At 71.4% G+C, this 14,178-nt stretch carries 11 protein-coding genes and 1 tRNA gene; 2 read left to right on the top strand and 10 right to left on the bottom strand.

Going from position 1 to position 14,178, the window contains the following annotated elements; all coding sequences use genetic code 11:
• Positions 1-26 precede the first annotated feature (26 nt).
• Positions 27-1,745 (top strand): AMP-binding protein, encoded by a 1,719-nt coding sequence (locus tag EDF47_RS13845; RefSeq protein WP_133938489.1) that lies wholly within the window; start codon positions 27-29, stop codon positions 1,743-1,745.
• Between the two features lie 213 nt (positions 1,746-1,958).
• Here the strand turns inward: EDF47_RS13845 and EDF47_RS13840 are convergent, their stop codons facing one another.
• The 10 genes from EDF47_RS13840 to EDF47_RS13795 form a co-directional block, all read right to left on the bottom strand.
• Entirely contained in the window at positions 1,959-3,284 is a 1,326-nt protein-coding gene (locus EDF47_RS13840) for a threonine/serine exporter family protein (protein ID WP_123294738.1), read from the bottom strand.
• Positions 3,285-3,294: 10 nt separating this feature from the next.
• Positions 3,295-3,954, bottom strand: a complete 660-nt coding sequence (locus tag EDF47_RS13835) for a class F sortase (protein WP_133938491.1) — start codon at positions 3,952-3,954, stop codon at positions 3,295-3,297.
• Positions 3,955-4,066: 112 nt separating this feature from the next.
• A complete protein-coding gene (locus EDF47_RS13830) occupies positions 4,067-5,635 on the bottom strand; it encodes a hypothetical protein (protein WP_133938493.1) in 1,569 nt (522 codons plus the stop codon).
• 385 nt (positions 5,636-6,020) lie between these two features.
• Positions 6,021-6,097, bottom strand: a tRNA-Leu gene (locus EDF47_RS13825).
• 76 nt (positions 6,098-6,173) lie between these two features.
• A complete protein-coding gene (locus EDF47_RS13820; protein WP_123294735.1) occupies positions 6,174-7,649 on the bottom strand; it encodes an FAD-dependent oxidoreductase in 1,476 nt (491 codons plus the stop codon).
• Positions 7,650-7,687: 38 nt separating this feature from the next.
• On the bottom strand, positions 7,688-8,236 hold the full coding sequence (locus EDF47_RS13815) for a DUF501 domain-containing protein (protein WP_111084823.1): 549 nt from the start codon (positions 8,234-8,236) through the stop codon (positions 7,688-7,690).
• A 67-nt stretch (positions 8,237-8,303) separates the two neighbouring features.
• Positions 8,304-8,837 (bottom strand): septum formation initiator family protein, encoded by a 534-nt coding sequence (locus tag EDF47_RS13810; RefSeq protein WP_111084824.1) that lies wholly within the window; start codon positions 8,835-8,837, stop codon positions 8,304-8,306.
• Between the two features lie 348 nt (positions 8,838-9,185).
• The gene (eno, locus tag EDF47_RS13805) at positions 9,186-10,469 is read right to left on the bottom strand and encodes a phosphopyruvate hydratase (protein ID WP_123294734.1); all 1,284 of its coding nucleotides are present in this window, start codon (positions 10,467-10,469) and stop codon (positions 9,186-9,188) included.
• Positions 10,470-10,565: 96 nt separating this feature from the next.
• Entirely contained in the window at positions 10,566-11,810 is a 1,245-nt protein-coding gene (hisS, locus tag EDF47_RS13800) for a histidine--tRNA ligase (RefSeq protein ID WP_133938495.1), read from the bottom strand.
• Positions 11,811-12,060: 250 nt separating this feature from the next.
• The gene (locus EDF47_RS13795) at positions 12,061-12,846 is read right to left on the bottom strand and encodes a MazG family protein (protein WP_133938497.1); all 786 of its coding nucleotides are present in this window, start codon (positions 12,844-12,846) and stop codon (positions 12,061-12,063) included.
• A gap of 90 nt (positions 12,847-12,936) precedes the next feature.
• Here EDF47_RS13795 and nhaA point away from each other — a divergent pair, with 90 nt between their 5' ends.
• On the top strand, positions 12,937-14,115 hold the full coding sequence (gene nhaA, locus EDF47_RS13790) for a Na+/H+ antiporter NhaA (RefSeq protein WP_133938499.1): 1,179 nt from the start codon (positions 12,937-12,939) through the stop codon (positions 14,113-14,115).
• Positions 14,116-14,178: the final 63 nt, after the last annotated feature.

The following is a 14,178-nucleotide window of genomic DNA, read 5'->3' as shown; positions in this document are numbered from 1 at the left end:
CCGTTCGACCGCCCCAGGGAGCGATGATGACCGAGACCCGATCCGACTACGACCCGACGCGGTTCCGCGAGGTGTTCGAGGGCAGCTACACGTACGCGAACGGCTTCGCGCGGAACACCCACCGCTTCGCGGACCGGCCCGCGCTGCGTGACCCGGACACGGGTCGGTCGTGGACCTACGCGGAACTCGGGGACGTCGTCGACCACATCGGCGGGTGGCTCGTCCGGCACGGTGCCGGGCGGGGTTCGGTCGTGATGGTCGAGCTGTTCAACTCGCCCGAGTTCGCGATGCTCTACCTGGCGTGCCACCGCATCGGCGCGGTGTTCTCGCCGACGAACTTCCGGCTCGCGCCCGACGAGGTCGCCTTCATCATCGAGGACTCCGCGCCCGTGGTGCTGGTGCACGACGCGGTGCGCGGCGACGACATCGCCCGAGCGCTCGAGACCGCGCCGCACCGTCCGGACCACATCGTCGTCGTCGGTGGCGACGACCACGCAGCGCACCACGACCACGCAGCGCACGACGACCACGCCGCACACGACGCGCGCGTCGCGTTCACCGCCCTCCTCGCCGCCGACCCCGTCACCCCCGCCGAGCTCGCGGCGACCGAGCCCCGCAGTACCTACGACGAGACCACCCGGCTCTACACCTCCGGCACCACCGGGCGACCGAAGCCGGTGCCCCTGCCGAGCCTGGTCGAGGTGCTCAGCGCCCACGACGTCGTGATGCACTTCCCGCTCAGCCCCTTCGACAAGACGCTCAACATGTCGCCGCTGTTCCACCGTGGCGGCCTGTACTCGGGCGGCCCGAACCCGGTGTTCTACGTCGGCGCCGAGCTCACCACCCTGCGGCACTTCGACGCCGAGCGGGTGCTCAACCTGGTCGAGTCCGAGCGGCTGACGTTCCTGATCGGTGCGCCGCCGAACCTGGTGCAGCTCGCGAACGCGCAAGAGGCCCGGCCCCGCGACCTGTCGTCCCTGCACGGCATCGTCACGATGGGTGCGCCGCTCGACCGCGCCGCCGCACTCCGCTACCAGGAGCTCCTGTCCCCGCGGATCTTCAACGGCTACGGCACGACCGAGACCTTCTGGAACACGTTCCTGCGTCCTGAGGACTTCCCCGACGGCGCCGGCTCCACCGGACGAGCATCGACGGACGACGACGTCGCCGTGGTGCGCGTGTACGAGGACCGCCTGGCCGACCCGAGCGACACCGTGCCGAAGGACGGCTCCGAGATCGGCGAGTTCGCGGTCCGGACCGTGAAGTCCGGCTACTCGTACCGCAACCCGGGGCTCGAGGCGGAGAAGTTCGCGAACGGCTGGTTCTACCCCGGCGACCTCGCGACGTGGGACGAGCACGAGCGGGTGACGATCGTCGGCCGCAAGGACGACATGATCATCTCCGGCGGCGAGAACGTCCACCCCGTCCAGGTCGAGGCCGCACTGCAGGAGCACCCGGGCGTCGCCGACTCGATCGTCGTCGGGATCCCGGACGAGCGTTGGGGCGAGGTCGTCACGGCGTACGTGGTCCGTGCAGCGGGACGGCTACCGGACGACGACGTCGCATCCGCCGCCGAGCTCGAGGAGTGGACGGGCTCGCACCCCGGTCTCGCCCGCTACAAGCGGCCGCGGCGGTACCGCTTCGTCGACGAGCTGCCCTACAACGCGACGGGCAAGAAGGTGCACTACCTCGCCAAGGCGACGGCAGCGGAGGACCAGGCGGCGGGCCGACTGCTCGAGCCGTAGCGGGCTCTGCACGTGCGCGGCGCCGGACGGGAGGCCCGTGGCGGCCCCGCCCCGCGCCTCCCGTCCGTCAGCCGGTCGCGTCCACGGCCGTGCCTGCGTGCGTTCCTTCCCATGCCGCGTGCGGTGCTTTGCCGGATCGGGCGTACCTGGTCGAAACTTCCGACCAGGTACGCCCGATCCGGCCCGGAACGCCCAGGTACCCCCGGGCCGGCGCTACGTGTGGCTCGGCGCGTTCCGGGCGAACAGACCCGGCAGCAACCCACCGATCTTCGTCCCGATGCACAGGCTGACGAAGGTCGCCAGGGGCGTCGCGAGGGACTCGGGGTCGAACGTGGCCACCGCCACCAGCCCGACGGTCCCGGGGACGAGCAGCAGGAACGCCGGGAAGAACGACACCGTCGCCGGGATCGCCGGCACGAGCCGCTCGAGCAACCGCGTCGCGACGAACAACAGCGCCGCCGTCGCGCCGGTCGCGACGACGCTCCCCCACACCGGCGTCGTCCCGCTCACCAGCGCGTAGGCGGTGACCATGACGGCCACCGACACGAGCGTCAGCCGCCAGCCCGACCGGAACACCAGGCCGAGGCCGACCGCCAGGACCACCACGGCGACCCACGACACCCAGTAGGACGGCACGGACTCCCACCCGGCCAGGTCCGTGCCGACGCCGGCGACCTCGCCGACGAGCGCCGCCGAGGACGGGTCGACGTGCAGCCCGGTCAGCGCACTGCCCGAGGCGATGCCGGCCGCCATGAAGCCGAGCATGATGAGCCCCTGGACCAGCCGCGAGGACCCGGTCACGATGTCCGCGGCGGTCAGTTCGAGCAGGGCGTTGGTGATGAGGGCACCGGGGACGAACACCGCCACCGGGGCGCACACGGCGAACAGCGGGACCTGCTCGAACCCGGCACCCGCGGCGACGAGTCCGACGATGGCCGTCGACACGAAAGCGGCAAGGAACGGGATGATCGCGACGGCCTCGCGGAAGCGTCGGAGCAGCAGGCCGATGACCCCGACGAGCGCACCGACCAGGAGCGCGAGCAGGATCGCCCACCACGGGCACCGGAACACGACGGCGAGCCCGGCGGAGGTCAGCGCGTTGCCGAGGATCCACGGCAGTGCGGGCGGCGGGACGGTGCCGGCACGGATGGCCCGGACCCGCGCGGGGATCTCGGCGAGGGCGATCGACCCGCTCTCCAACCCGAGCACGACCCGGTTCGCCCGTGCAGCCTGTCGGGACGACAGCTCGACGCCCTCGGCGTTCACGATCGTCGCCGCACCGGTCGAGACCTCGCTCACCATCACGAGCGCCGGCAGCACCCCGATCGCCAGGGTCGGACCGACCCCGGCGGCGTCGCGGGCCTTCTCGAGCGCCGAGCGGACGTCGGTGACGGAGCTGCCCGCGTCGAGCAGCAGTGCACCGAGCGTGCCGAGGAGCATGCCGACGGGGACGGTCTCGCCGTCGACGACCTCGACGTGGGCCTCGGGCCGACGGAGGGCGTTCTGCAGGTTCGCGAGTGCGCTTCCGAGTCCGACCACGCAGGCGATGTTAGCGATCGAGCGTGGCCTCGATGACCACGTTGTCGACCGACGGGGAGCCGTCCGGCCGCTGCAGGCACGTGATGAGCAGGAGCCGGCCGGGCTCGTCCGCCCAGACGTCGGCATCGGCGGCCACGGTCGCCTTCGTGATCCGCTCGGAACCGGTCACCGTCCACCGCGCGTCGCCGATCCGGACGCGGCTGCCGACCGCGACCTCGGAGCGTTGCCCGTCGACGTCGATGAGCAGGTTGCCCGGGCCGATCGCACCGTTCCGCAGCGAGTGCATGACGACGAACACGGTGCCGTCCGCGCGGTCCGCCACCGGGACCCCCAGGTTGCGGACCCGGTACGCCTCACTGAACCCCGGCGGCGTGATCTGCCCGTCGACGGCGTCCAGTTCGCCGAGCGGCACCTCGAGCCCGACCGACGGCACCACGAGCTGGACGCCGGTGTCGGCGACCGCGTTCGACGCAGACGCCGCCGTCCCCGACTCGCCCGGGTCGAGCGTGACCTGCTTGCCGTCGAGCGACGTGCCGGTGATCGCCGTCGGCGAGGCCGCTCCGGTGGTCGCGGTGACCACACCGACCACGCCGACGACGACGGTCGCCGCGGCGAGCACGGCGATCGTCCAGAGCAGCGCGGTGCGCGGTCGGGTGAGTGGGGCGGTCATCTTCCGTTCCGGGGTGGTGACGGACGTGTCGGACGGGAGGCGCGCCTCCCCTCCGACACCTGGGTGCCGGGATCCGCGTGGCGGGGTCGACCGCCCCGCGGATCCCGGTGCGTCAGTCCTGCTGGGCGACGCGGCGGCGGTACGCGATGAACGCGACCGAGCCGAGGGCGACGACGCCGACGGCGGACAGGCCGATCCACGGCAGGGCCGAGGTGCCCGAGACGGTGCCTCCGGTGTTCACGGCTGCGCCGGTGGTGACGGCCGTGGTGGTGTCGATCGGGTCGACGACGACGGTGCCGTCCGCGGTGACCGTGATGGCGAGCGAGACCACGGCGGTGCCGTCCGAGGACTCCACCGCGATGGTGTGCGCTCCGGCCGGGGTTCCCGTGGGGATCACGACCGAGGTCGCGAAGGCCCCGTCGGCGTCCGTGGTCACGGTGCCGAGGACGACGGGGTCGCTGTGCAGGACGATCGAGTACTCCGTCGCCGCCGGCAGGCCCTCGGCGCGCAGCGGCACCGAGTCGCCGACAGTGAAGGTGGTGGTGCCACCGGTGCTGATCGACGGGGCCGGGGTCGTCGGCGCGGTGGTGGGCTCCGTGGTCGGCCCGGTGGTCGGGCCGGTCGTCGGCTCCGGGGTGCCCGGCTCGCTCGGCTCGGTCGTCGGCTCCGGGGTGCCCGGCTCGCTCGGCTCGGTCGTCGGCTCCGGGGTGCCCGGCTCGCTCGGCTCGGTCGTCGGCTCCGGGGTGCCGGGCTCGCTCGGCTCGGTCGGCTCGGGCGTGGGTGCCTCGGCTGCCGTGTAGGCGATCGAGATCGGCTGCGGCTTCTTGGCCGCGGCGTCGTTCGCGCCGGACGTGTACCAGTACGAGCTCTGACCGGTCTCGTTCTGGAAGTCGACGAAGTCCGCCGGCCACGAACCCCAGTCGGCGTTCGTCTTGTTCAGGCTCGTCGCCGACGCGGGCTCGACACCCTGCCAGTCCGGGCTCACGGTGATGCCCGAGCTCGTGACGTCGACGTCGGTGAGGGTCGCGAGGTGCACGGTGCGCGGCGTCAGCGGCGCCCAGCTGCCCCCGTCGCGCGAGGCCGCGTAGCCCGAGACCGTCGCCGTGAGCTCACCCGTGCCGTCCGCTGCGACGTGCAGTTCCGGGTCCTCGGCGGACCAGTAGGTCAGGCCGCCGTAGAACGCGACCGTGAAGCCGCCGTCCCACGCGATGTCCGCGGTGCCGGCTGCGGCGTCCACGGTGCCCGTACCCGCGGCGAGCGTCAGGACGCCGGCGGTCGTGGTGCCCGGGCGGACCGTGGTCCCGTCGCCGGTCTGGCACTTCGTGGCGAAGGTCGGGGTCGAGGTGCCGCCCGCGGCCTTCGGGTAGGCGATCGAGACGTTGCCAGCCGACGCGGCGTAGCCGGGCGACGGGTTGGTCGCGGTCCACGGAGCCGAGGCTCCCGAGTTGCCGGCGACCCCGGCGGACAGGAAGTTGCAGCCGCCGAAGTAGGCGCCGGCGTTGGCCTCGTTGCTGAGGCTCCAGGACAGCGACGCATCGGTGACGTCGGCGGAGGCGGCGTTCGCGGGGGCGGCGCCGAGCGCGGCGGCAGCGGCGATCGTCGCGCCGAGGGCGACGGCGGTCGCGCCGGCGGCCAGACGCCGGGCGCGAGGAGAGGACAGGTGCATTCGGGTGGTCTCCAAGTTTGGGTAGCCTTACCTAACTCCCTGAGCATAGGGACAGGGTTTAGGTTAGGCAAGCCTAAGTTGGATTCGGCCGGACGAGTTCGTGCGCGGACCTGGTTCGCGCACGTCAAAGCGACAGTTGTCCGCACGGACGCGCCGTCCTGCCCGCGAAAGCGACAGTGTGCCGCGAACGGTTGGCGGCACGACGTCGCTTTCGCGGGACGCACGCGTGTGACGGACGGGAGGCGCGGTGCGGGCGCACCACGGGCCTCCCGGCCGGGCTGGGGCCGGTTCACACCCGCCGAAGCGACAGATGCACCCGCGGTCGCGCCGTCTTGCCCGCCAGGGCGACAGTGTGCCGCGAACGGTTGGCGGCACGACGTCGCTTTCGCGGGACGCGCACTGGTACCCCCGGTGGGACTCGAACCCACAACTCGGCGATTTTAAGTCGCATGCCTCTACCGATTGGGCCACGGGGGCGGGCCGCAACAGCCTACCGATGCGCGAGAGGCGGCCACCCCGAAGGGTGACCGCCTCTCGTGGACTGCTGCTGGGACTACTTGGCGTCGGCCGGGGCCTTCACGGGCTCGGCCTCGTTCGAGACGTCCTTGGCGGGCTCGCCGTACGCCGGGCCGGCGGCGCCAGCGGGCTTGCCCTCTTCGGGAGCCGGAGCGGCGGCCGGAGCTGCCGGGGCCTCGGCCGCGGGCTTCGGACGGGACGCGAAGGCCTCGAACGCAGCGCGCGGAGTCTCACGGTCGTCGAGCGACGCGATGTCGCGGCCCAGGAAGAAGCCACCGACCCAGTCGCCGATGACGCGCCACTTGCGCTCCCACGACGGCATCGCCATGCCGTGGTAGCCGCGGTGCGCGCCCCACGCCAGGAAGCCCTTCATGGCGAACTTGCCAGACTGGAACACGCCGATGCCGAGACCGAGGCCCGCGACGGCGCCGAGGTTCTCGTGCTTGTAGTCGGTCGTCGCCTCGCCACGGATGGTCGCGACCAGGTTCTTCGCGAGCTGCTTCGCCTGACGGACGGCGTGCTGGGCGTTCGGCACGCAGAAGCCGCCGACGCCACCACCGGTGAGGTCCGGCACGGCTGCGACGTCGCCACAGGCCCATGCGTCCGCGATCACGCCGTTGTCGTCGACGACGCGCAGGTCGGGCTGCACGCGGATGCGACCGCGCTGCTCGAGCGGGAAGTCGGTGCCCTTGACCATCGGGTTCGCCATGACACCGGCGGTCCAGATGATGAGGTCGGACTCGATCTTCTCGATCGCGCCGTCGCTCGTCTTGAGCTCGCAGACGCCACCGACGGCCGAGGCCAGCTGGGTCTCGAGGTGCACGTTCGCACCGCGCTGCGCGAGGTTCTTGAGCACCCAGTGCGAGGTCTCGAGCGAGACCTCGGGCATGATGCGGCCCATCGCCTCGACCAGGTGGAAGCGCGTCTCGTCGAAGGAGAGCTGCGGGTAGCTCTTCAGCAGGTCGGTGACGAAGGAGCGGAGCTCGGCGAAGACCTCGATGCCGGCGAAGCCACCACCGACGACGACGACGGTCAGCAGGCGGTCACGCTCGGGACCGGCCGGCAGGTTCGCCGCCTTGTGGAAGTTCGTGAGGATCTTGTCGCGGATCGCCGCGGCTTCCTCGATCGTCTTGAGGCCGATGGCCTCGTCCGCGACACCCGGGATCGGGAACGTGCGAGACACCGCGCCGGCGGTCATGACGATCTGGTCGTAGGACTCCTCCCACGCCTCGCCCTCGGTCGGCGTGATCGTGGCGGTCTTCGTCGCGTGGTCGACCTTGGTGACCTTCGCGGTGACGACGCGGGTGTTCTTGAGGTGGCGGCGGTGCGAGACGACCGCGTGACGCGGCTCGATCGAACCGGCAGCGACCTCGGGCAGGAACGGCTGGTACGTCATGTACGGCAGCGGGTCCACCATGACGACCTCGGCTTCGCCCTGGCGAAGGTGCTTCTCGAGCTTCCATGCGGTGTAGAAACCGGCGTAACCGCCGCCGACGACGAGGATCTTGGGCACGGGGGATGATCTCCTTGGATGGGGGTTTCGGAGTCGAGTCAGACTTCGCCGCCACCCGCCCCGACTCCAGCGTCTGCACCGTCATCATACGCCCGGCACTCACACCGGGAGGGCGACCAGTCCGCGCGCTCGAGCGCGAGGTCACCGATGGGGTTGACGCCGGGTCCGGCGGCGAGGGCGTGACCGACGAGGGCGTGCAGGCACTTCACACGGGTGGGCATGCCACCGGCGCTGATGCCGACGATCTCGTCGACGTGCTCGATCGACTCGCGATCGGCCAGGTAGGACTCGTGGGCCGCGAGGTACGCGGCCGCGGTGGTGTCGTCCTCGAGCAGTGCTGCCAGCTCCGGCATCACCTGGTTGGCCTCGAGGGTGCTGACCGCGGCGGTGGCCGCGGGGTGGCACAGGTAGTAGAACGTCGGGAACGGGGTGCCGTTCGACAGTCGGGGCTTCGTGGAGACGACCGTGGGGTTGCCACAGACGCACCGTGCCGCGATCCCGATGACGTCGCGTGCCGGTCGGCCGAGCTGCGCCGACACGACCTGGACGTCGCGGTCGGAGGGCGGGTCGAAGGGAGGGGTCGTCACGGGAACGTGAGCCTACCGGAGACCCGGTACCCCGCGCACCGTCGCGCCGGACGGGTCCGGTTCGGTGCTACTTGCTCTCGCCGGTGCCCGAGACGTCCGGGGCCACGAGGTCGGCAGCGGTCTCGTCGGTGAGCCCGGACTGCAGCACCGAGGACAGCATCGCCTGCACCCAGTCCACCTTCGGCGTCTGGACCTTCGTGCTGACGGGCGTGCCGGAGTCCGTCGTCGGCGTGGTCTCGGCCTTGCGGTCCTCGGCCCCCATCACGAGGTAGCTCTCCTCGCCCGGGTACACGTAGAGCAGGCGGTCGCGCGCCTGCGCCTCGATGTACGCGGGGTCGTCCCAGCGGGCGACGTCCTTCTTCTTCTGCGTGACGTCGGCCTTCTGGCTCGCGACCTCACGCTGCTGCTGGGCGATCTGCTCCTGCTGCTGGATGAGCGTGCGGAGCGACGGGGCGAGCACCACGACGAAGAGCACGATGATCGCGAGCATCAGCAGGCTGAACCCGGAGAAGTGGATCGAGCGGTACCAGGGCTGCGCCGACGTGCTGCCGTCGGGCATCGCCACGGGGACGCGGCGGACGCGGGGCTTCTGGCTGGGCACGTCCCGACGATAACCCGACCGACGCGGTGGGAGCGCCCGGCACGCGGCCGTTCGGTGGCCTCTCAGCGACTCGCGTCGTCCGATCGCTCCGCCGGGAGGCGCGGGTCCGGCCCGCCAACCCGTCCCGCGCAGGGAGCGGTCACGACCCATCGCCCGGCGCGCGTCCGGCGGTCACGTCCCGTCGGAGGAGTCCGAGCTGGCCGACGTCTCCCGACCGCTCGACGCAGCGCGCGCGGCAGGTACTGACCCCGGCACGGAGGGACGCGATCGAGGTCCGCACACGACGAGACGCCGCCCTCTCGGAAGAGGACGGCGTCTCGGTGGTGCCGGTGCTGCTGGCCGAGCTGCTTACAGTGACTTGGCGCGCGGGAAGGCCGAGCGACCGGCGTACACCGCGGCGTCGCCGAGCTCTTCCTCGATGCGGAGCAGCTGGTTGTACTTCGCGACGCGGTCCGAACGAGCCGGTGCACCGGTCTTGATCTGACCACCGTCGACCGCGACCGCGATGTCCGCGATCGTGGTGTCCTCGGTCTCGCCGGAGCGGTGCGACAGGATCGAGGTGAGGCCGTGACGGTGCGCGAGCGAGACCGCGTCGAGGGTCTCGGTGAGCGTGCCGATCTGGTTGACCTTCACCAGGATCGAGTTCGCGGCCTTCTCGTCGATGCCCCGCTGCAGACGCTTCGGGTTGGTGACGAACAGGTCGTCGCCGACGATCTGGACCTTGTCGCCGAGCTCGGCGGTCAGGTGCGACCAGCCTTCCCAGTCGTCCTCGGCCAGCGGGTCCTCGATCGTGACGAGCGGGTAGTTCGCGACGAGGTCGGCGAAGTACGCGGTGAACTCCTGGCTCGAGAGCTGCTTGCCCTCGAACGAGTACTTGCCGTCGTGGAAGAACTCGGTGGACGCGACGTCGAGGCCGACGGCGATGTCCTTGCCCGGGGTGAAGCCGGCCTTCTCGATCGCGGTCAGCAGGAAGTCGAGCGCCGCACGGTTCGACGCGAGCTCCGGCGCGAAGCCGCCCTCGTCGCCGAGGCCGGTCGCGAGGCCCTGCTTCTTCAGCTCGCCCTTGAGGGCGTGGTAGGTCTCGACGCCCCAACGGAGCGCCTCGGAGAACGACTCGGCGCCGTACGGCACGAGGAAGAACTCCTGGATGTCGACGTTGGTGTCCGCGTGGGCACCGCCGTTGACGACGTTCATCAGCGGAACGGGCAGCGTGTGCGCGTTCGGGCCGCCGAGGTAGCGGAACAGCGGCAGGTCAGCCGAGTCGGCAGCGGCACGGGCCACGGCGAGCGAGGCACCGAGGATCGAGTTCGCGCCGAGGCGGGACTTGTTCTCGGTTCCGTCGAGCTCGATGAGCGCGGCGTCGACGAGGCGCTGGTCGGTGGCGTCGAAGCCCTCGAGCGCCGGGCCGATCTCGTCGAGGACGGCGTCGACGGCCTTGAGCACGCCCTTGCCGCCGTAGCGCGAGGCATCGCCGTCGCGGAGTTCGTACGCCTCGAACGCGCCGGTGGAGGCACCGGAGGGGACGAGCGCGCGGGACACGACGCCGTCGTCGAGGAGGACCTCGACCTCGACCGTCGGGTTGCCTCGGGAATCGAGGACTTCGCGTGCGCCTACGGCATCGATCAGGGCCACGGGGTACTCCCTACACATTGGTTGTGGTGTTTGCGGGACCGATCCTAGCGAGCCGAGGTGAACACGACGTCGACCGTGACGCCCGGTGTGGACAACTCAGTCGAGCGGGCGGAACTCCACACCCTCGAGCGACGTCGTGTCGGCGCCGACGGTCGCGAAGGCGGAGAACCCCTGCGCGGCCAGACCGGCGAGCAGGTTCTTCGTGTTCTTGGTGCGCCGTTCGAGCCGCACGCGCCGGTGCGATGCGAGCGCCTCGGTCTTGAGGGCCGCGAGCCGGACCGGGTCGACGTCCTTGTCGTAGACGAGCACCACGGCGTCCGACTCGGCGGACTCCGGGAGTGTCACGAGGTCGACCAGGCGCTCGAAGCCCAGCGAGAAGCCGACCGCGGGGACGTCCTGCCCGAGGAACCGACCGATCATGCCGTCGTACCGACCGCCGCCGCCCAGGCTGTAGCCGAAGTCGGGGTGCGCGACCTCGAAGATCGTGCCGGTGTAGTAGCCCATGCCGCGCACGAGCGTCGGGTCGAAGCGCAGGTCGACGCCGGGCAGCGCTTCCCGCAGGCGCAGCAGGTCGGCGAACGCCTCGGCGTCGAGCCACGCAGCCCCCTCGACCGAGGTCCAGTCCGCGGCCTCGAGCGCACGGATGGTGTCCTCGAGCCCCGGCAGCTCCTGTCCGACGGTGCTGCGGAGCTCGGCAGCGACGCCGTCCGGGCCGATCTTGTCGAGCTTGTCGACCGTGATGAGTGCGCGGTCGGCGGCAGCGGGGTCCGCGATGCCCCACGACGCCAGCAGGGTCAGCAGGATCCGCCGGTCGTTGATGCGGATCGTGGTGCCGGTCACCCCGAGCTCGTCGAGCGCGGCGGTCGTGGCGCGGATGAGCTCGATCTCGGCCAGCTGCCCGGGCTCCCCCAGGATGTCGATGTCGCACTGCACGAACTGGCGGTAGCGCCCCTTCTGTGGACGCTCGGCGCGCCAGACCGGCGCGATCTGCACCGATCGGAACACCGAGGGCAGCTCGGCGCGGTGCGAGGCGTAGAACCGGGCGAGCGGCACGGTCAGGTCGAACCGGAGCCCGAGGTCAGCGAGGTCGAGCGGCGCCTGGGCAGCCTGCAGGTCCTCGGTGCTGAGCCCGCGCTTCATGACCGCGAACGCCAGCTTCTCGTTGTCTCCGCCGAGCCCGGAGTGCAGCCGCGCGGCGTCCTCGACCACGGGGGTCTCGATCTCGTCGAACCCGTGCCGCGAGTAGACGTCGCGGACGACACCGAGCACGTGCTCGCGTCGGGCCTTGTCCGCCGGGAGGAAGTCTCGCATGCCACGGGGTGCCGTCACGGTCGTCGCCATGGCGTCAAGTCTGGCAGATGCGCATCGACGAGTTGCGCGGCATGCGTCCTACTGGCATACTGCATTCAGTACCTCGGTTCGGAGCGTGCCTGATCCACTCTCCGGACCGATCGCGTGGGCACCGTGCTGCAGTGTGCCCCGCGACCCGAGCGGGTTCTGCGTGCACACCTCTCCCTGGGGGTGTGCCCACCCGCTCACGGGCGCCCTCCTTTTTCGGGTTAGGAGGGCGCCCTTCTCTTTCCCCGCGCACTCACTCCGCGGCGCGGCCGGCTTCCTCGAGCGCAGCGACCGCCACGCGGAGACTCGCGACCGGGTCGATCCCGTCCCGCACCGCTCCGGCGACCTCTTCCAGCATCGCGATCCCCCACGCCGGGTCCACCGCCCCTGCACCGTCGGCCGGTGCCGGCGACCCGGCCAATGCCCGAGCGGTCCCCGTTCCGGGTGCCGCAGTTGACGTGGCGGACGCGCCGCGGGCCTCCCGGTCAGCGACCGAGCCGAACGCGGCGGACGCGGCGGACGCGACGGACTCGGCGGGCGCGGCGGCCACGACCGACGCGACGGCCGTGTCGGCAGCACCGTGCTCCTCCAGGCGCTCCAGCAGCTTGACGGCCCGCTCCAGTGGCGGCATCGCGCGCGGGACGCCGTCGAGCGCGCTCGTCCGGGCCGACTTCTCCGCCGCCTTCGCCGCACGCCACACCCGGACCACGTCGTCGACGGTGTCCGCGGTCTCGTCGCCGAACACGTGCGGGTGTCGACGGACCATCTTGTCGCGGACCCCGGCGGCGACGTCCTCCAGGGTGAACTCCCCCGCGCGTTCGGCGATCCCGGCGTGCAGGACGACTTGGTACAGGACGTCGCCGAGCTCCTCGCGGACGTCGTCCGGGTCGCCGTCGTCGATGGCGTCGACGAGTTCGTAGGACTCCTCGACCGCGTAGCGCGCGAGCGTGGCGTGGGTCTGCGCCCGGTTCCAGACGCAGCCCCCGTCCTCGGCGAGCAGGCGGTCGACGACGGTCACGAGGTCCGGTACGGCGGTCATCGCGCCATCGTCTCACCCACGTATGCTGGTCGTGGTGTGTCGGGAAGTCTGGTCGACGGACTACCACCCGACCCCTCGAGACGGAGATCCATGTCGTCCCTCGTCCGCTCCCCCCGCTTCAGCGCCATCGCGCTCCTGACCGCCGCCGTGCTCGGCCTGGTCGTCGCGAACTCTCCGGTCGGCCCTGGCCTCGAACGGCTGCTCGACGCGCACCTGCCGCTCGGTGCCGTCGGCCTCGACCTGTCGATCGCGCACTGGATCAGCGACGGCCTGCTGGCGGTGTTCTTCCTGCTCGTCGCGATCGAGCTGAAGCAGGAGCTCGTCGACGGTGAGCTGTCGAACCCCAAGACCGCGATCATCCCCGCCATCGCGGCGGTCGGCGGCGTGCTCGTGCCGGCGGGCATCTTCCTGCTCGTCACCGCTGGCACGCAGTACACGCACGGCTGGCCGATCCCGACGGCGACCGACATCGCGTTCGCCCTCGGTGTCCTGGCGATGTTCGGTCGCGGGCTACCGAGCGGCATCCGGGTGTTCCTGCTCGCACTCGCGGTGCTCGACGACCTCATCGCGATCATCATCATCGCCGTCGTGTTCGCGCACGACACCGACTTCCTGGCCCTCGCCGGTGCCGTCGTCACGCTCGCGGTGTTCTGGCTGCTCGGCCGGATGCTCCGTCCGGGGCGCAACGGGCAGACGCTGCTCATCGTGGCGATGGTCGTGGTCGGGCTCCTGACGTGGTGGCTCGTCTACCACTCCGGCGTGCACGCCACGATCGCCGGCGTCGCGCTCGGGCTCGTGCTCCCCCGCCGTCCGGGCCACACCCTGCACGAGAACGTCGAGCCGTGGTCCAACGCGATCGTGCTGCCGGTGTTCGCGTTCGCGTCGGCCGCGGTGGTCATCCCCGCCGTCGGCATCAGTGAGCTCTCGCCCACGTTCTGGGCCGTCGTCATCGCGCTGCCGGTCGGCAAGGTCATCGGGATCACGCTGTTCGGCGCGGTCGCCACGCGGATCTTCCGCTCGCCAGGGCGGTCGTCGTTGTCGTTCTTCTCGATCATCACCGTCGGGGTGCTCGGCGGGATCGGCTTCACGGTCTCGCTGCTCATGAACGAGCTCGCGTTCGCCCGGAACGAGGAGATCCTCGACGAGGGCGTGCTCGCCGTGCTCGTCGGCTCGGGCATCGCCATCGTCGCGTCGGCGGTCGTGGTCACGCTGCGGGCGCGGGCGTACCGCGGGCGGCGCGAGCTGTCCGAGGCCGAGGCGACCGAGTAGCGGGGCGCGGTTCCGGGCCCGCGCGGGCTTGCACCACGCTTGCGACGATCCACGCGTCGATCG

This window comes from Curtobacterium sp. PhB190, assembly GCF_004365385.1.
Classification (GTDB): domain Bacteria; phylum Actinomycetota; class Actinomycetes; order Actinomycetales; family Microbacteriaceae; genus Curtobacterium.
Note: the sequence above shows the minus strand (reverse complement) of the source record. Positions and strands in the feature narration are given on the sequence as shown.

Coding starts and splice junctions, on each gene's coding strand:
- hisS (WP_133938495.1), bottom strand. CDS start 11,810: ATGGCGACGACCGTGACGGCACCCCGTGGCATGCGAGACTTCCTCCCG.
- EDF47_RS13795 (WP_133938497.1), bottom strand. CDS start 12,846: ATGACCGCCGTACCGGACCTCGTGACCGTCGTCGACCGCCTGCTCGCC.
- EDF47_RS13845 (WP_133938489.1), top strand. CDS start 27: ATGACCGAGACCCGATCCGACTACGACCCGACGCGGTTCCGCGAGGTG.
- nhaA (WP_133938499.1), top strand. CDS start 12,937: ATGTCGTCCCTCGTCCGCTCCCCCCGCTTCAGCGCCATCGCGCTCCTG.
- EDF47_RS13835 (WP_133938491.1), bottom strand. CDS start 3,954: ATGACCGCCCCACTCACCCGACCGCGCACCGCGCTGCTCTGGACGATC.